This window comes from Thauera butanivorans NBRC 103042, from assembly GCF_001591165.1.
GTDB classification, from domain to species: Bacteria; Pseudomonadota; Gammaproteobacteria; order Burkholderiales; family Rhodocyclaceae; genus Thauera; species Thauera butanivorans.
The window spans coordinates 171396-188809 of record NZ_BCUG01000002.1 but is presented as its reverse complement, the minus strand read 5'-3'; the positions used below and the strand labels follow the sequence as shown (position 1 = coordinate 188809).

Genomic DNA, 17414 nt, shown 5'->3' with positions numbered 1-17414 from the left:
GACCGCTTCCCGCGCCATGGGCGTGACATCGGCTAACAAGAGTCGGCAGGCTATCCGGAAGATCAAAACGAAATGCTGAGCCAGGAATCCTTGCAACAGATCGATCGAGAGATCGCCAAGTATCCACCAGACCAGAAGCAGTCTGCCGTGATGGCAGCGCTGCGCATCGCGCAGGTCGAGAAAGGGTGGCTGCCGAAGGAACTCATCGAGTTCGTCGCCCGCTATCTCGAGATGCCGCCGATCGCGGCCTACGAGGTGGCCAGCTTCTACAACATGTACGATCTCGAGCCGGTGGGGCGCCACAAGATCACCGTGTGCACGAACCTGCCCTGTGCCTTGTCCGGCGGAGTCCATGCCGCCGAGTACGTCAAGCAGAAGCTGGGAATCGATTTCAACGAGACCACGCCCGACGGCAAGTTCACGCTGAAGGAAGGCGAGTGCATGGGTGCCTGTGGCGATGCACCTGTACTGCTGGTGAACAACCACCAGATGTGCAGCTGGATGACCACGGAAAAGATCGACCAGATGCTGGCGGACCTGGACAAGAAATGAGCACGCAAGGAATGATCCTCGCCGGTTGTGACGGCGACCGCACCTGGCGGCTCCAGGATTACGTCGCGCGCGGTGGATACTCCGCGCTGAAGAAGATTCTCGCCGAGAAGACGCCGCAGGATGCGATCATCGCCGAGCTGAAGACCTCGGTGCTGCGTGGTCGCGGCGGCGCGGGCTTCCCCACCGGTCTCAAGTGGAGCTTCATGCCCCGCGCCTTCCCGGGCGACAAGTACCTTGCCTGCAACTCGGACGAAGGCGAGCCCGGGACGTTCAAGGATCGCGACATCCTGCGCTACAACCCGCACAGCGTCATCGAAGGCATGATCATCGCGGCCTATGCGATGGGTGCCGCCCGCGGCTACAACTACATCCACGGCGAGATCTTCGAAGTGTATTCGCGCTTCGAAGAGGCGCTGGCCGAAGCGCGTGCTGCCGGCCTGCTCGGCCAGAACATCCTCGGTTCCGGCTTCTCCTTCGAGCTGTTCGCCCATCATGGTTATGGCGCCTACATCTGCGGCGAGGAAACCGCACTGCTCGAGTCGATCGAAGGCAAGAAAGGCCAGCCGCGCTTCAAGCCGCCGTTCCCGGCGAGCTACGGCCTCTACGGCAAACCGACCACGATCAACAACACCGAGACCTTCGCTTCGGTGCCCTTCATCATGAACATGGGCGGCGAAGCTTTCCTGAACCTCGGCAAGCCCAACAACGGCGGCATGAAGCTGTTCTCGATCTCGGGTCACGTCAATCGTCCCGGCAACTACGAGATCCCGCTCGGCACACCGTTCTCCGAGCTGCTGGAGATGGCCGGCGGCATGCGCGGCGGCCGCAAGCTGAAGGCGGTGATTCCGGGCGGTTCGTCGTCGCCGGTGGTGCCCGGCAACATCATGATGGACTGCACCATGGACTACGACTCGATCTCCAAGGCGGGGTCGATGCTGGGTTCGGGCGCGGTCATCGTCATGGACGAGACCACCTGCATGGTGAAGGCGCTCGAACGCTTGTCGTATTTCTACTTCGAGGAATCCTGCGGGCAATGCACGCCGTGCCGCGAGGGCACCGGCTGGCTGTACCGCGTGGTGCATCGGATCGAAAACGGCCTCGGCCGCGCCGACGACCTCGAACTGTTGAACTCGGTTACCACCAACATCATGGGCCGCACGATCTGCGCCCTGGGCGACGCCGCTTCCATGCCGGTGCAAAGCTTCATCAAGCACTTCGGCGCCGAGTTCGAGTACCACATCGAAAACAAGAAATGCCTCGTGCCGCCTGAAGTGCAGTACGCTGGCAGTCAAATCTACGTGAGCCCGTCATGCTAGAGATCGAAATCGACGGCAAGCAGGTCCAGGTCGACGACGGCAGCACCGTGATGGATGCTGCCGCCGCTGCCGGCGCCTACATTCCGCACTTCTGCTATCACAAGAAACTGTCGATCGCGGCCAACTGCCGGATGTGTCTCGTCCAGGTGGAGAAGGCGCCCAAGCCGCTACCCGCCTGTGCCACGCCGGTGACCAACGGCATGAAGGTGTGGACGCACTCGGAACTCGCCGTGAAGGCCCAGAAGGGCGTCATGGAGTTCCTGCTGATCAACCACCCGCTCGACTGCCCGATCTGCGACCAGGGCGGTGAGTGCCAGCTGCAGGATCTGGCGGTCGGCTATGGTTCGTCGGCTTCGCGCTACCAGGAAGAGAAGCGCGTCGTCTTCAACAAGAACCTCGGCTCGCTGGTGTCGACCGACATGACGCGCTGCATCAACTGCACGCGCTGTGTCCGCTTCACCGCCGAGATCGCCGGCGAGATGGAACTCGGCCAGGCCTTCCGCGGCGAGCACGCCGAGATCATGCCCTTCATCGAGAAGACCATCGACTCGGAGCTGTCGGGCAACATCATCGACCTCTGCCCGGTGGGCGCGCTGACCTCGAAGCCCTTCCGCTTCGCCGCGCGCACCTGGGAGCTGTCGCGGCGCAAATCGGTGAGTCCGCACGATTCGCTCGGCTCGAACCTGATCGTCCAGACCAAGCACGACGTGGTCAAGCGCGTGCTGCCGCTCGAGAACGAAGAAATCAACGAGTGCTGGCTGTCCGACAAGGATCGCTTCTCCTACGAGGCGCTCAACAGCGACGAACGCCTGACCGTGCCGATGATCAAGCAGGGCGGCGAGTGGAAGCGGGTCGATTGGCAGGCGGCGCTCGAATTCGTCGCCAACGGGCTGCGCGGCATCGCCAAGGACCACGGCCCGGCCTCGATCGGCGCGCTGGGTTCGCCGCACGCCACCGTCGAAGAACTGTATCTGCTGCAGAAGCTGATGCGGGGCCTGGGTTCGGACAACGTCGATTTCCGCTTGCGCCAGTCGGACTTCCGTGCCGACGGCAAGTGCGGCGGTGCCCCCTGGCTGGGCATGCCGATCGCCGGCGTCAAGGAGCTGGACCGCCTGCTGGTGGTCGGCAGCTTCCTGCGCAAGGATGCACCGTTGCTGGCGCAGCGCGTTCGCCAGGCGGCGAAGAAGGGCTTGCAGGTGAGTGCGCTCGGCCCGAACGCCGAAGAGTGGCTGCTGCCGGTCAGGAGTCGTGCCCTGGTCGCACCGTCGGCCATGGTGTCGGCGCTGGCGCAGATCGTCGCGGCGCTGGCCGAAGAGAAGGGCGCCGAGGTGTCGGTGGCGCTGCGCGGCAAACTGCCGGAGCAGGTGTCGGACGAAGCGCGTTCGATCGCGAAGAGCCTGGCCTCGGGCCGCAAGCCTGCGGTCTGGCTCGGCAACCTGGCCGTGCAGCATGCCCGCGCCAGCGAACTGCAGATGCTCGCCCAGGAAATCGCTCATCTCACCGGTGGCGTCTTCGGCTTCATCGGCGAGGCGGCCAACAGCGTCGGCGGTCATCTGGCTGGCGCCGTTCCGGCGAACGGCGGCCTCGACGCCGCGGCCATGATCGAGCAGGCGCGCAAGGCCTATGTCGTGCTCGGCGCCGAACCCGCCTTCGATTTCGCCAATCCTTCGGCGGCCACTGCCGCGCTGGGTTCCGCCCAACTGGTCGTCGCCCTGAGCGCCTTCGATTCCGAGTCGCTGCGTGGCGTCGCCGACGTGATGCTGCCGGTCGCGCCCTTCACCGAGACCTCCGGTACTTACGTGAATTGCGAAGGTCGGGCGCAGAGCTTCAATGCCGTCGCCCGCCCGCAAGGCGAGACGCGGCCGGCCTGGAAGGTGCTGCGCGTGCTGGGCAACCTGCTGTCGCTCGATGGCTTCTCGCAGAACGATTCCGAAGCCGTGCGCGCCGAGGCGCTGGGTGAGGATGTGGCGTCGAAGCTCGGCAACAGCATCGAGGGCATCATCGTCAGCGTGGCCGAAGCTCCGGGCGGAGCGCTGGAGCGTGTCACCGACGTGCCGATCCATTTTGCCGATCCGATCGTTCGTCGTGCCGAGGCCTTGCAGAAGACCCGCGATGCCAAGGCGCCGACGGCGCGTATCGCGCCCGCGACGCTCGCCGCGCTGGGTATCGCCGACGGCGACCGCGTCCGCGTGACGCAGGGGCCGGCGTCCGCGGAACTGGTCGCGCAGGCCGATCCGGCGCTTGCCACAGCCTGCGTGAGGATTGCGGCCGCGCACATATCGACCGCGACGCTCGGCGCGATGAGCGGTGAATTGAGCTTGGAGCGTGCCTGATGGAATCGATGCTGCAACCCGTCGCCGACTTCTTCGGCCCTGCCTGGCCTGCAGTGTGGACGCTGGCCAAGATCGTCGCGATCATCGCGCCCCTGATGATCTGTGTGGCCTACCTGACCCTGGCCGAGCGCAAGGTCATCGGCTACATGCAGGTTCGCATCGGCCCCAACCGCGTCGGCCCGAAAGGCCTGCTGCAGCCGATCGCCGACGGCGTCAAGCTGCTGCTGAAGGAAATCATCGTTCCGAGCAGTTCCAACAAGGGGCTGTTCATCCTCGGCCCGATCCTCGCCATCGCGCCGTCGCTGGCGGCCTGGGCGGTGGTGCCCTTCGATGACGGGCTGGTGCTGGCCAACGTCAATGCCGGCCTGCTGTTCCTGCTCGCGATCACCTCGCTGGAAGTCTATGGCGTGATCGTCGCCGGCTGGGCATCGAACTCGAAGTATCCCTTCCTGGGCTCGATGCGCGCCGCCGCGCAGATGGTGTCCTACGAAGTGTCGATGGGCTTCGCGCTGATCTGCGTGCTGCTGATCTCGGCCAGCCTGAACCTGAGCGACATCGTCATCTCGCAGGGGACCGGCATGTTCGCCGACATGGGCCTGGGCTTCCTGTCGTGGAACTGGCTGCCGCTACTGCCGATGTTCGTCGTCTATCTGATCTCGGGCATCGCCGAAACCAACCGCGCGCCTTTCGACGTCGTCGAAGGCGAAGCCGAGGTGGTGGCGGGCCACATGGTCGAATATTCGGGCATGGCCTTCGCGCTGTTCTTCCTCGCCGAGTACGCCAACATGATCCTGGTCTCGATCCTGACCTCGGTCCTGTTCCTGGGCGGCTGGCTGTCGCCGGTGGGTTTCCTGCCGGATGGCTTCCACTGGCTGGCGATCAAGACCGCCGCGATTCTGTTCATCTTCCTGTGGGCACGTGCGACTTTCCCTCGCTTCCGCTACGACCAGATCATGCGCCTGGGCTGGAAAGTGTTCATCCCTGTGACCCTCGTGTGGGTGTTTGTGGTGGCGGTGTGGATGATGTCGCCGCTGTCGATCTGGAGTTGAGAAGACCATGGGTGCCAAGGATTACATCGGCAGTCTGTTCCTGAAGGAATTGGTCAAGGGCATGGCCCTGACCGGGCGGCATTTCTTCCAGCGCAAGATCACCGTCCAGTTCCCCGAGGAAAAAACGCCTCAGAGCAACCGCTTCCGCGGCCTGCATGCCCTGCGCCGCTATCCGAACGGCGAGGAGCGCTGCATCGCGTGCAAGCTGTGCGAAGCGATCTGCCCGGCAATGGCGATCACGATCGAATCCGAGCAGCGTGAGGACGGCTCGCGCCGTACCAGCCGCTACGACATCGATCTGACGAAGTGCATCTTCTGCGGTTTCTGCGAGGAAGCCTGTCCCGTCGATGCCATCGTCGAGACGCGCGTGTTCGAGTACCACGGCGAACAGCGGGGCGATCTCTACTACACCAAGCAGATGCTGCTTGCCGTGGGGGACCGCCACGAAGCGCAGATCGCGGCCGACCGCGAGCAGGACGCCAAATACCGCTAACGGACGGCGCCTTGCGCGCCATGAGTCAAGAACATGGAATTCAAGACCTTCGTCTTCTACTTTCTCGCCGTGATCATGGTGTTCGCGGCGCTGAGGGTAATCACCGCCCGGAACCCGGTGCATGCCGCGCTGTTCCTGGTGCTGACTTTCTTCAACGCGGGCGGTATCTGGCTGTTGCTGCAGGCGGAATTCCTCGCCATCACGCTGGTGATGGTCTACGTCGGCGCGGTGATGGTGCTGTTCCTGTTCGTCGTGATGATGCTGGACATCAATCTCGACCGTATCCGCGAAGGCTTCTGGAGCTATCTGCCCGTCGGTGCGCTGGTCGGCATCCTGATGCTGGTCGAGATGGCGATGGTGCTCGGCGGCTCCTACTTCGGGCTCGAGGCGATGCCCGCGCCGCCGCCGGCGGGTGAGAGCTTCAGCAACACCCGCGAACTCGGCCGCGTGCTCTATACCGACTACGTCTATCCGTTCGAACTGGCTTCGCTGGTGCTGCTGGTGGCGATGGTCGCGGCGGTCACGCTGACCCTGCGCAAGCGCAAGGGCATCAAGAGCATCCCGGCCTCCGAGCAGGTGGCGGTCAAGCGCGAGGGCCGCGTCGAGCTGGTCAAGATGCAGGCCGAAAAAGAAGACTGAAACAGCACGCGAAAATAGAAACGCACCGGTGACGCACCGGTGCGATCAGGGAGTCACCACAGATGCTTTCGCTTTCCCACTACCTCATCCTGGGCGCGATCTTGTTCGCGATCAGCGTTGTCGGGATCTTCCTGAACCGGAAGAACCTGATCGTGCTGCTGATGGCCATCGAACTGATGCTGCTTGCGGTGAACATGAACTTCATCGCCTTCTCGCACTATCTGGGCGACATCGCCGGCCAGGTTTTCGTTTTCTTCATCCTCACGGTCGCCGCGGCGGAGTCCGCGATCGGCCTCGCGATCCTGATCGTCATGTTCCGCAACATGCGCACGATCCACGTGGATGATCTGGACAGCCTCAAGGGTTAAGGAAGCGTCACGATGACGGACATGCAGACTCTCTATCTCCTCGTGCCGCTGGCGCCGCTCGCCGGCGCGATTCTGGCCGGACTGTTCGGCAAGGCGATCGGACGCACCGGCGCGCACGTCGTCACCATCCTCGGCGTGGCGATCGCACTGGCCGCCTCGGTGTACATCTACCAGGACGTGCAGGCGGGCAACACCTTCAACGGCACGATCTACACCTGGATGGTGGCGGGCGGCCTCACCTTCGAAGTCGGCTTCCTGATCGACTCGCTGACGGTGATGATGATGCTGGTGGTGACCTTCGTGTCGCTGATGGTGCACATCTACACCATCGGCTACATGGCGGAAGACCCCGGCTACCAGCGCTTCTTCAGCTACATCTCGCTGTTCACCTTCTCGATGCTGATGCTGGTGATGTCCAACAACTTCATGCAGCTGTTCTTCGGCTGGGAAGCGGTGGGCCTCGTCTCGTATCTGCTGATCGGCTTCTGGTACGACCGCCCGACCGCGATCTACGCCAACCTGAAGGCCTTCCTGGTCAACCGTGTCGGCGACTTCGGCTTCCTGCTCGGCATCGGCCTGATCGCGGCTTACACCGGCTCGCTGAACTACGCCGAAGTGTTCGCCCAGGCCGACAGCCTCGCTTCCCAGGAAATGGCCGTCACCGGCTGGCCGCTGATCACCGCGATCTGCATCTGTCTGTTCATCGGTGCGATGGGCAAGTCCGCCCAGGTGCCGCTGCACGTCTGGCTGCCCGACTCGATGGAAGGCCCGACCCCGATCTCGGCGCTGATCCACGCCGCGACCATGGTGACCGCCGGCATCTTCATGGTGGCGCGCATGTCGCCGCTGTTCGAGCTGTCCGACACGGCGCTGTCCTTCGTGCTGGTGATCGGCGCCACGACCGCGCTGTTCATGGGCTTCCTCGGCATCGTGCAGAACGACATCAAGCGCGTGGTCGCCTACTCGACGCTGTCCCAGCTCGGCTACATGACGGTGGCGCTCGGCGTGTCGGCCTACTCGGCAGCCGTCTTCCACCTGATGACGCACGCCTTCTTCAAGGCCCTGCTGTTCCTCGGTGCCGGCTCGGTGATCATCGGCATGCACCACGACCAGGACATGCGCAACATGGGCGGCCTGTGGAAGTACATGCCGATCACCTGGTTCACCTCGCTGCTGGGCTCGCTGGCGCTGATCGGCTTCCCGCTGTTCTCGGGCTTCTTCTCCAAGGACTCGATCATCGAGGCGGTGCATGCCTCGACCATCCCGGGTGCCGGCTACGCGCTGTTCTGCGTCATGCTGGGCGTGTTCGTGACCGCGTTCTACTCCTTCCGCATGTACTTCCTGGTGTTCCACGGCAAGGAACGCTTCGGCAACGCGCACGGCCATCATGACCACCATGGCGACCACGACGACGAGGAGCCGAGCGCCGACCACCACCATGGCCTCGCCCCCGGCCAGAAGCCGCACGAGTCGCCGTGGGTCGTCACGCTGCCGCTGGTGCTGCTGGCCATCCCCTCGGTGCTGATCGGCTTCTTCACCATCGAACCGATGCTGTTCGGTGACTGGTTCAAGGACGTCATCTTCGTCGGCGACAACCACGTCGGCCTGAAGGAGCTCGAAGCGAACTTCCACGGCCCGCTGGCGATGGCGATCCACGGCCTGCAGACCGCGCCGTTCTGGCTGGCGATGGGCGGTGTCGTGGTGGCCTGGTTCTTCTACATGGTGAGGCCGGACATCCCGGCCGCGATCCAGCGCATCTTCAAGCCGATCTACTGCCTGCTGGAGAACAAGTACTTCTTCGACCGTTTCAACGAGATCTTCTTCGCTGGTGGCGCGCGCGCGCTCGGCAAGGGCTTGTGGAAGGCGGGCGACCAGGCCCTGATCGATGGCGTCGCGGTGAATGGCACGGCCAGGCTGGTGGGCTGGGTCGCGCAGATGTCACGCCTGTTCCAGACCGGCCACCTGTACCAGTACGCCTTCGTGATGATCATCGGCGTGTTCATCCTGCTTACCTTCTGGTTCAACCGCGGGTAAGCGGGGCAGGGCAAACAGGAACGTACTCATAACAAGATGGAACGCGCCGCCCGCGGCGCACTGAACGGAAAGCAACGATGACGGACATTCCTCTCCTCAGTCTGGCGATCTGGGTGCCGATTCTTGGCGGCCTGCTGGTGCTCGCGACCGGCTCCGATCGCAATGCCCCGCTGGCGCGGATGCTCGCCTTGGCGGTTGCCGTGGTGGGTTTCGTCGTCACCATTCCGCTCTACACCGGCTTCGACACGACGACCAGCGCGATGCAGTTCGTCGAGCTCAGCTCCTGGGTGCCGCGCTTCAACATCAACTACCACCTGGGTGTCGATGGCATCTCGGTGCTGTTCGTGATCCTCAACGCCTTCATCACCATCATGGTCGTGATGGCAGGCTGGAAGGTGATCGAGGATCGCGTGGCGCAGTACATGGCGGCCTTCCTGATCATGTCGGGCCTGATGAACGGCATTTTCTCGGCGCTGGACGGCGTGCTGTTCTACGTGTTCTTCGAGGCTTCGCTGATTCCGCTGTACCTGATCATCGGCGTCTGGGGCGGCCCGAACCGCGTCTATGCCGCGATCAAGTTCTTCCTCTACACGCTGCTCGGCTCGCTGCTGATGCTGATCGCGCTGCTGTACCTGTTCATGCAGTCCGGCGGCAGCTTCAGCATCCTCGACTGGCATCAACTGCCGCTGCAGATGGAGCCGCAGATCCTGATCTTCCTGGCCTTCCTGATCGCCTTCGGCGTCAAGGTGCCGATGTGGCCGGTGCATACCTGGCTGCCGGATGCCCACGTCGAAGCGCCCACCGGCGGCTCGGTGGTGCTGGCCGCGATCGCGCTGAAGCTCGGCGCCTACGGCTTCCTGCGCTTCTCGCTGCCGATCGTGCCGGATGCGTCGCAGGAGCTTGCCTGGCTGATCATCACGCTGTCGCTGATCGCGGTGGTGTATATCGGTTTCGTCGCGCTGGTGCAGGCCGACATGAAGAAGCTGGTCGCGTATTCCTCGATCTCGCACATGGGTTTCGTCACCCTGGGCTTCTTCATCTTCAACCCGATGGGTGTCGAAGGCGCGCTGGTGCAGATGATCTCGCACGGCTTCGTCTCGGGCGCGATGTTCCTTTGCATCGGCGTGCTGTACGACCGCGTGCATTCGCGCCAGATCGCCGACTACGGCGGCGTGGTGCATACCATGCCCAAGTTCGCCGCCTTCTTCATGCTGTTCGCGATGGCCAACTCCGGGCTGCCGGCAACCTCGGGCTTCGTCGGCGAATTCATGGTCATCCTCGGCGCGGTGCAGTTCAACTTCTGGGTCGGCTTCTGCGCGGCGATCACGCTGATTCTCGGCGCGGCCTACTCGCTGTGGATGTACAAGCGGGTGGTGTTCGGCAAGGTTGCCAACAAGCACGTGGCGGAGCTCGAGGATCTCAACTCCCGCGAGTTCGCCTTCCTCGCCATCCTTGCTTTCTGCGTGCTGGCGATGGGCCTGTATCCCTATCCCTTCACCGAAGTGATGCACGCTTCGGTCAACGAACTCCTGCGGCATGTTGCCGTGAGCAAGCTCTGAGTGCCGTCAGGCTCGAGGCACCTTTAGAGACACTTAACGGACTGGTCAGAAGATGAACTTTGTCGTCCCCGACTTCTACCCCGCCGCGGCAGAGATTTTCGTCGCCGTGATGGCCCTGGTGATCATGCTGGCGAGCACCTTCGCCCGCAGCATCGCACGCTCGCTGGCTTACTACACAACGCAGGCGACGCTGATCGCGGCGGCCTTCATCACCATCTACACGATGCAAGGCGAACCGGTATATACCTTCAGCAACCTGTTCATCAGCGATCTGATGGGCAGTTTCCTGAAGCTGATGATCTATTTCGCCACCGCGATCGCGCTGCTGTACGGCCGGGGCTACCTGGCCGATCGCAAGATCGACAAGCCGGAGTACTACCTGCTGGCCTTGCTGATGACGCTGGGCATGATGGTCATGGTCTCGGCCAACCACATGCTGCCGATGTACATTGGCCTGGAAATGATGTCGCTGGCGCTGTACACGATGGTCGCCTTCGATCGCGACTCCGCACGTTCGACCGAAGCGGCGATGAAGTACTTCGTCCTCGGCGCGCTGGCCTCGGGCCTGCTGCTGTACGGCATGTCGATGGTCTATGGCGCGACCGGCTCGCTGGAATTCTCCGCCGTCGCCCAGTCCATCTACAACCAGGCGGCGAACCAGACCGTGCTGACCTTCGGCCTCGTCTTCCTGGTCGCTGGCATCTGCTTCAAGCTGGGCGTGGTGCCCTTCCACATGTGGGTGCCGGACGTCTATCAGGGCGCGCCCACGGCCGTGACGCTGATGATCTCGGCCGCGCCCAAGCTCGCCGCGTTCGCGATGGCCGTCCGCCTGCTGATCTGGGCATTGTTCGACGTCGCCGAGGAATGGCAGGGCATGCTGATGCTGGTCGCGGTCGCGTCGATCGCACTCGGCAACCTGGCAGCGATCGCGCAGCAGAACATCAAGCGGATGCTGGCCTATTCCGGTATCTCGCACATGGGCTTCATGCTGCTCGGCCTGCTGGCGGGCGTGGTCGATGGCGACCGGCACTTCGCGCTCAATGCCTACAGCTCGGCGATGTTCTATGCCGTCGCCTACGTGATCATGAGCCTGGCGTCCTTCGGCATGCTGATCTTGCTGTCGCGGGCCGGCTTCGAGGCCGAGAACATCGACGACTTCAAGGGCCTCAACAGGCGCAGCCCGTGGTTTGCGCTGATGATGCTGTTCGTGATGTTCTCGATGGCGGGCGTGCCTTTCTTCATCGGCTTCTTCGCCAAGCTGGCCGTACTGCAGGCGGTGGTCGCCGCGGGCTATTTCTGGCTGGCCGTGGTCGCGGTGCTGCTGTCGGTGGCGGGGGCGTTCTACTACCTGCGCGTCGTCAAGGTGATGTACTTCGATGCGCCGGTCGACGAGTCGCCGATCCATGCGCCGGCCGAAGTGCGGGTCATGCTGTCGGCGAACGGCATCGCGATCGCTGCCCTGGGCCTGGCGCCGCAGATGCTGATGTCGCTGTGCGCCTACGCCTTGCTCGGCTCGCTTTGATTCGGTGAGCACGACCCGGCCCGACCCGCTCGAAGAGCGGGAGCTGGCGAGCGAGCAGCTCGTCGACGGCAGGCTGCTCAAGGTTTGGCGCGACCGGGTACTGCTGCCCGATGGCAGCGAGGGGCTGAGGGAATACATCCGCCACCCCGGCGCCGTCGTCGTGGTCGCGCTTCTGCCGGATGGCCGTCTGCTGTTCGAACGCCAGTTCCGCTATCCCTTGCGGCGGGTGTTCCTGGAGCTGCCCGCCGGCAAGATCGATCCCGGCGAGGACATCCTCGCCTGCGCCCGGCGGGAGCTGCGCGAGGAAACCGGCTACGAAGCGGAGCAGTGGCGCTACATCGGCGTCATGCATCCGTGCATTGGCTATTCCGACGAACGGATCGAGATATTCCTCGCTACGGGGCTTCGCCACGTCGGGCATGCGCTGGACGACGGCGAATTCCTCGAATTGCTCAGTCTGAGCGTGGAGCAAGCCGAGGAGGCGATCCACAACGGCGAGCTGACCGACGGCAAGTCGATCGCCGCGCTCTACCGCTGCCTGCCCCTGATCCCGGCCGGGCAAGGCTGAACTGCGCTGGAATATTCCGGACAAAACGTCGGCTGAGAAAGGCCCGGCCTTCGATCAGCCATCGGCAGGGGCAGCCCGCCGGTAAGGGGTGTGCTCGTCGAGTTCGTCCAGGTAGAAGCCCATCTGTGTGCGCTCCCGTTCCAGGTAGTCATCCACCGCGGCGCTGAAGCGCGGATCGGCGATCCAGTGCGCCGACTGCGTCCTGACCGGCAGAAGCCCGCGGGACAGCTTGTGCTCCCCTTGTGCGCCGCCTTCGAAGCGCCGCAACCCATGCCGGATGCAGTATTCGATCGCTTGGTAGTAGCACAGCTCGAAGTGCAGGAAAGGCAGCGCTGCGATCGCCCCCCAGTAGCGCCCGTACAAGGCCTCGTCGTCGCGCAGGAAGAAGGCGCAGGCGACCGGCCGTTCTTCCCGTTCGGCGAGCAGCAGCAGAACCTGGTCCGGCATGCCGGCGGCGAGCCGCAGGAAGAAATCCAGGTTCAGGTAGGGCGTCGAGCGGTGTGCGGCATAGGTGTTGGCATAGCAGCGGTTCAGGAAGGCCCAGTCCCCGTCCCGGGTGCTGCGGCCGTCGAGCCAGCGCATCCGCAGGCCGTGCATCGATGCGCGGCGGCGCTCCTGGCGAATCTTCTTGCGCTTGTCGTGGTTCAGGCTGCCGAGGAAATCCTCGAAATCGCAATAAGGGCCGGCATCGTCCGTGTCCGTCGCCCTCCTGCCGTTTTCCCAGTGGAACTGCACGCCATGGCGTACGGCGAGGCCGCTGTCCCGCAGCAGTTCCAGATCCCGCTCGTGCGGAAACAGCACGTGAAGCGAAGACATGCCGCTGCCTTCGACCTGGTGCAGCACGGCATCGACGAGTTGCCGGCGCGTGGCAGGCGAGCGCCCGAGGATGCGCGGCCCCGGAATCGGCGTGAAAGGCACGGCCGCCAGCCATTTCGGATAGTAGTCGAGGCCGTGTTCTTGGTAGGCCTTTGCCCAGGCCCAGTCGAAGACGTATTCACCCCAGGAATGCGTCTTCAGGTACAGCGGCATCGCCGCGATCAGCCGTCCGCCGTCCCACAGCGTCGCATGCCGCGGTATCCAGCCGCTGTGCCCGCCCACGCAGGCGCTCGCTTCCAGCGCGTGCAGGTAGGCGTGGCGCAGATGCGGCGGCAGCGGATCGGGCGACAGGGCGTCCCAGTGCCGGGGAGCGATGGGTGCGATCGAGTCGAAAAAATGCAGTCCGTCGGGAAAGGGCATCGCGGGAACTTGGGAAATGCCGGAGGTATTGCAGTGCCATGCCGGCAGAGTCGGGGTGCTGCTCAAATTTTGTGCAGTGCAAAGATACGCTTTGGCGGCGGCCACTTGCAAGCGCTGTCCACGGCTTATCCACAGGCTTGCTCACCCGGCTTGTGGGTTGTCCCCGTCCGGCGTGCTGCGTGGCCGGGGCGACACCGCGGCATCGATTCGGGTGCTTCCGGGGCGGTGGGCGGGCAATACCGGGCCCGATCACTGGGTATGTCAGACGAAGGGCGCGCGATGGGATTCGCGATGGGATTCGATAAGGGCGGGCGTTATCCGATAACATTCAGCTACCACAACGAAGATCAGAAACAGGAGAGGCCGATGAAGAAGATCGAAGCGATTGTCAAACCGTTCAAGCTGGATGAAGTCCGCGAGTCCCTGTCCGAAGTCGGCATCACCGGTCTGACCGTCACCGAGGTCAAGGGCTTCGGCCGCCAGAAGGGCCATACCGAGCTCTACCGCGGGGCGGAATACGTCGTCGATTTCCTGCCGAAGATCAAGGTCGAAGTGGTGGTGAGCGACGAACTGGTCGATGCCGCGGTCGAGGCGATCGTCAAGGCAGCCCATACCGGCAAGATCGGTGATGGCAAGATTTTCATCATGCCCGTCGAGCAGGTCATTCGCATCCGTACCGGCGAGACCAACGAAGCGGCGATCTGAACGGCGAGAAAGGCGGGCAATGAAAGAAGGGCGGCGTTCGGCCGCTTCTTCAACTGCGCGCGCCGTTCTGCGCGCGCAGCAGCACCAGCAGTGCGCCGCCGCCGCCATCGTGCGGACCGGCCTGGCAGAAGGCCAGGATCTCCTCGCGCTGTGCCAGCCAGCCGCGCGACAACTGCTTGAGAATCGAGACTTTGCCGGGGGAGCCGTGGCCTTTGCCGTGGATCACCCGGATGCAGCGCTTGCCCTGCAGCAGACTGTCGCTCAGGAAGCGGGCCAGCGCTTCGCGTGCCTCGTCGCGCACCAGGCCGTGCAGGTCGAGCTGGCCCTGCAGCACCCAGCGCCCCCGCCGCAGATCCGTCAGTATTCGTCGCGGCAGGCCGGGGCGGAGGAAAGCCGCTTCTTCCCCCATGTCGAGCCGATCCTCGAAGCTCAGCGGCGCCGCCAGGGATTCGCCGAGTGCCGCGCGTTCGTCTTCCTCACGCTTGATCGGCGCCGGCCGGGGCGCGGGGCGCTGCAGTTCGACCCGGTTGCGGGTGTCGATGGGGCGGACGTCGGCCACCATGCTGTGGAACAGCGACGCGGGGTCGCCGTTGCCGGCATCGGCGGGCAGGACGCGCCCGTCCGGGCGCGCCGCCCGCGCCTTGTCCGCGGCCGGCGTGCGCATGCCGTGCCGCAGCGGCGTATCGAGTTCGATGCGTCCCGTCTCCCGCAGCGGCACCACGCCTTCGTAGGCGAGGCGCAGGGGATCGAGCCGGGCGGCCGGAGCGCCCGGTCCGATGCTTTCCTCGTCCTGCTGCGGCGATCGCGGGCGTGGCAGCGGCGCCGGGCGTGCCCGTTCGATTTCGGCCCGGTTGCCGCTGCGGACCGGTACTGCCGCGCCCACGGTCTTGCGAAACAGCGCCAGTTCGGCTTCGTCGGGCTGGATACCCGGAGTGGCGGCCTTGGCGTCGTCCGCAATCGGAGACGGCCGGATCCGCTTGCCCGGGGAATGCTGCGGCGGCGATGAGGGCATGCCGCCCTTGCCGTCCTGCAACTGTCTGCGCAAGCCGGCGAACGGCGTATTGCCGCTGGCGGGCCGGCAAGGCCGGCCGTCGCCGGCATGCTTGTCCGCCGGTTCGGCCGGAGGCGTGCGCGGGCGGCGGCTCATCGGTCCGCTCAGCTGCCGAGGCCGTCGAGGTAGCGCTCGGCGTCGAGCGCGGCCATGCAGCCGGTGCCGGCCGAGGTCACGGCCTGGCGGTACACGTGGTCCTGGACGTCGCCCGCGGCAAACACGCCGGCAACGCTGGTCTGCGTGGCATTGCCGTTGCGCCCGCCCTGGGTGACGATGTAGCCGTCTTCCATTTCCAGCTGGCCTTCGAAGAGATCGGTGTTCGGTTTGTGGCCGATGGCGATGAACACGCCCTGCAGGCCGACGTCGCGGGTCGCACCGGCATTCACGTCCTTGATGCGCATGCCGGTGACGCCGCTGCTGTCGCCGAGCACTTCATCGAGCGTGCTGTTGAGCGCCAGTTCGATCTTGCCCGCGGCGACCTTGTCCATCAGCTTGTCGACCATGATCTTCTCGGCGCGGAACTTCTCGCGGCGATGAACCAGGGTGACTTTCCTGGCGATGTTGGCGAGATACAGTGCCTCCTCGACCGCGGTATTGCCGCCGCCGACCACGGCGACGTCCTGGTTGCGGTAGAAGAAGCCGTCGCAGGTGGCGCAGGCCGACACGCCGCGGCCGGCGAACTTCTCTTCCGAGGGCAGGCCGAGATACTTGGCGGTCGCGCCGGTGGCGATGATCAGCGCATCGCAGCTGTATTCACCCGAGTCGCCGACCAGGCGAAAGGGCTTTTCGGCCAGCTTCACGGTGTGGATGTGGTCGAAGATCATCTCGGTGTTGAAGCGTTCGGCATGCTTCTGGAAACGTGCCATCAGGTCCGGGCCCAGCACGCCGTCGGCGTCCGCCGGCCAGTTGTCGACGTCGGTCGTGGTCATCAACTGGCCGCCCTGGGCGAGGCCGGTGATGAGAACGGGGGCGAGATTCGCGCGTGCGGCATACACCGCGGCGGTGTAGCCTGCCGGGCCGGAGCCGAGGATGAGCAGGCGGGCGTGTTTCGTGGTCATCGGGAGCGTTCCTGCGGTGAAACGATAAATTATAGCCGAGCCGGCCGCGGCGGCAGGCCGGAGGAACGGAAGGGTGGCAGCGACCGGATGCCATGGCAATCGCCCGGGCAATATTCGTTTACACTTGTGACATATCGACCAGACAAGCCTGCACTTGCAGGTTCTTCCGTGGAGTCAGCATGTCGAAAACCGCTGCAGTGTCCATCATCGCCCTGAAGACCTTCCCGCTCTTTCACGGGCTGTCAGACGATGTGCTCGCCAACGTGGCTCGCGTCTCCATGATGCGGCGGATTCCGCGCGGCCAGCCGGTCGTCAATGCGGGAGATCGCTCCGATTTCGTCTATTTCGTCCTGACCGGCAGCCTGAAGGTCATCGTCAGCGACGAGGACGGGCGGGAAGTGATCCTGTCCATCCTCGGCCAGGGCGAGCTGTTCGGCGAGATGGGCATGTTCGACGAGCAGCCGCGTTCGGCGTCGGTGGTGGCGGTGGTACCGGCCGACCTGGTGCTGATCGCCAAGCAGGATTTCCGCGTGATCATGCGCGACAACTTCGACATCGCCTGGCGGATCATGTGCAACCTGGCCAGCCGCCTGCGCAATGCCGACCGCAAGATCGAGAGCCTGGCGCTGATGGACGTATACGGCCGCGTCGCCCGCCTGCTGATCGAGATGGCCGAGGACGTGGGCGGCGAAACGGTCGTGGTGCGCAAGATATCCAAGCAGGACATCGCCAAGATGATCGGCGCCTCGCGCGAGATGGTGAGCCGGGTGATGAAGGATCTGGGGCAGCAGGGCCTGATCGAGGAGCGTCCGCAGGGAATCGTGCTGCGCGAACGCCTCAGCGAGGTCTGATCCCGGGGCACGACCCGGCAGGGGCGCGTTTCGCCGGAGTCTGCATGCCGCTCCGGCCTGGGGCTTTGTGAGGATGCGCA

16 protein-coding genes are annotated in these 17414 nt (G+C 64.4%); 13 read left to right on the top strand and 3 right to left on the bottom strand.

Annotated elements, in window-relative coordinates:
* Positions 1–72: 72 nt before the first annotated feature.
* From nuoE to TBU01S_RS01095, 11 genes are all read left to right on the top strand, one after another.
* Entirely contained in the window at positions 73–552 is a 480-nt protein-coding gene (gene nuoE / locus TBU01S_RS01145) for an NADH-quinone oxidoreductase subunit NuoE (RefSeq protein WP_004333791.1), read from the top strand.
* 11 nt (positions 553–563) lie between these two features.
* Positions 564–1868 carry an NADH-quinone oxidoreductase subunit NuoF gene (nuoF, locus tag TBU01S_RS01140; RefSeq protein ID WP_068634791.1) on the top strand — a complete coding sequence of 435 codons (1305 nt, stop codon included), beginning with the start codon at positions 564–566 and terminating at the stop codon, positions 1866–1868.
* On the top strand, positions 1862–4201 hold the full coding sequence (gene nuoG / locus TBU01S_RS01135; protein ID WP_068634790.1) for an NADH-quinone oxidoreductase subunit NuoG: 2340 nt from the start codon (positions 1862–1864) through the stop codon (positions 4199–4201). Before nuoF ends, nuoG begins: the two co-directional genes overlap by 7 nt.
* Positions 4201–5250: an NADH-quinone oxidoreductase subunit NuoH gene (gene nuoH, locus TBU01S_RS01130; RefSeq protein WP_068634789.1), complete on the top strand. Its 1050-nt coding sequence runs from the start codon at positions 4201–4203 to the stop codon at positions 5248–5250. Before nuoG ends, nuoH begins: the two co-directional genes overlap by 1 nt.
* 7 nt (positions 5251–5257) lie before the next feature.
* Positions 5258–5743, top strand: a complete 486-nt coding sequence (nuoI, locus tag TBU01S_RS01125) for an NADH-quinone oxidoreductase subunit NuoI (protein WP_068634788.1) — start codon at positions 5258–5260, stop codon at positions 5741–5743.
* Between the two features lie 33 nt (positions 5744–5776).
* Positions 5777–6382 (top strand): NADH-quinone oxidoreductase subunit J, encoded by a 606-nt coding sequence (locus TBU01S_RS01120; RefSeq protein ID WP_068634787.1) that lies wholly within the window; start codon positions 5777–5779, stop codon positions 6380–6382.
* 62 nt (positions 6383–6444) lie between these two features.
* Positions 6445–6750, top strand: coding sequence for an NADH-quinone oxidoreductase subunit NuoK (gene nuoK, locus TBU01S_RS01115; RefSeq protein ID WP_004333802.1), 306 nt, complete (start codon positions 6445–6447; stop codon positions 6748–6750).
* 12 nt (positions 6751–6762) lie between these two features.
* The gene (nuoL, locus tag TBU01S_RS01110; RefSeq protein WP_068634786.1) at positions 6763–8784 is read left to right on the top strand and encodes an NADH-quinone oxidoreductase subunit L; all 2022 of its coding nucleotides are present in this window, start codon (positions 6763–6765) and stop codon (positions 8782–8784) included.
* Positions 8785–8861: 77 nt separating this feature from the next.
* On the top strand, positions 8862–10343 hold the full coding sequence (locus TBU01S_RS01105; protein ID WP_068634785.1) for an NADH-quinone oxidoreductase subunit M: 1482 nt from the start codon (positions 8862–8864) through the stop codon (positions 10341–10343).
* Positions 10344–10395: 52 nt separating this feature from the next.
* Positions 10396–11865, top strand: coding sequence for an NADH-quinone oxidoreductase subunit NuoN (gene nuoN / locus TBU01S_RS01100; protein WP_068634784.1), 1470 nt, complete (start codon positions 10396–10398; stop codon positions 11863–11865).
* 4 nt (positions 11866–11869) lie between these two features.
* On the top strand, positions 11870–12433 hold the full coding sequence (locus tag TBU01S_RS01095; RefSeq protein ID WP_068634783.1) for an NUDIX domain-containing protein: 564 nt from the start codon (positions 11870–11872) through the stop codon (positions 12431–12433).
* Between the two features lie 54 nt (positions 12434–12487).
* On the opposite strand, the gene TBU01S_RS01090 is transcribed toward TBU01S_RS01095, so the two are convergent.
* Positions 12488–13669 (bottom strand): GNAT family N-acetyltransferase, encoded by a 1182-nt coding sequence (locus TBU01S_RS01090; protein WP_068634782.1) that lies wholly within the window; start codon positions 13667–13669, stop codon positions 12488–12490.
* Positions 13670–14035: 366 nt separating this feature from the next.
* Here TBU01S_RS01090 and TBU01S_RS01085 point away from each other — a divergent pair, with 366 nt between their 5' ends.
* Complete coding sequence (locus TBU01S_RS01085; RefSeq protein ID WP_068634781.1) at positions 14036–14374, top strand: P-II family nitrogen regulator; 339 nt, start codon at positions 14036–14038, stop codon at positions 14372–14374.
* Positions 14375–14423: 49 nt separating this feature from the next.
* Here the strand turns inward: TBU01S_RS01085 and TBU01S_RS01080 are convergent, their stop codons facing one another.
* On the bottom strand, positions 14424–15521 hold the full coding sequence (locus TBU01S_RS01080; protein WP_068634780.1) for a Smr/MutS family protein: 1098 nt from the start codon (positions 15519–15521) through the stop codon (positions 14424–14426).
* A gap of 8 nt (positions 15522–15529) precedes the next feature.
* Positions 15530–16483, bottom strand: a complete 954-nt coding sequence (trxB, locus tag TBU01S_RS01075) for a thioredoxin-disulfide reductase (RefSeq protein WP_068634779.1) — start codon at positions 16481–16483, stop codon at positions 15530–15532.
* Between the two features lie 179 nt (positions 16484–16662).
* Between trxB and TBU01S_RS01070 the strand changes: the two genes are divergently transcribed.
* Positions 16663–17334, top strand: coding sequence for a Crp/Fnr family transcriptional regulator (locus TBU01S_RS01070; protein ID WP_068634778.1), 672 nt, complete (start codon positions 16663–16665; stop codon positions 17332–17334).
* Positions 17335–17414: the final 80 nt, after the last annotated feature.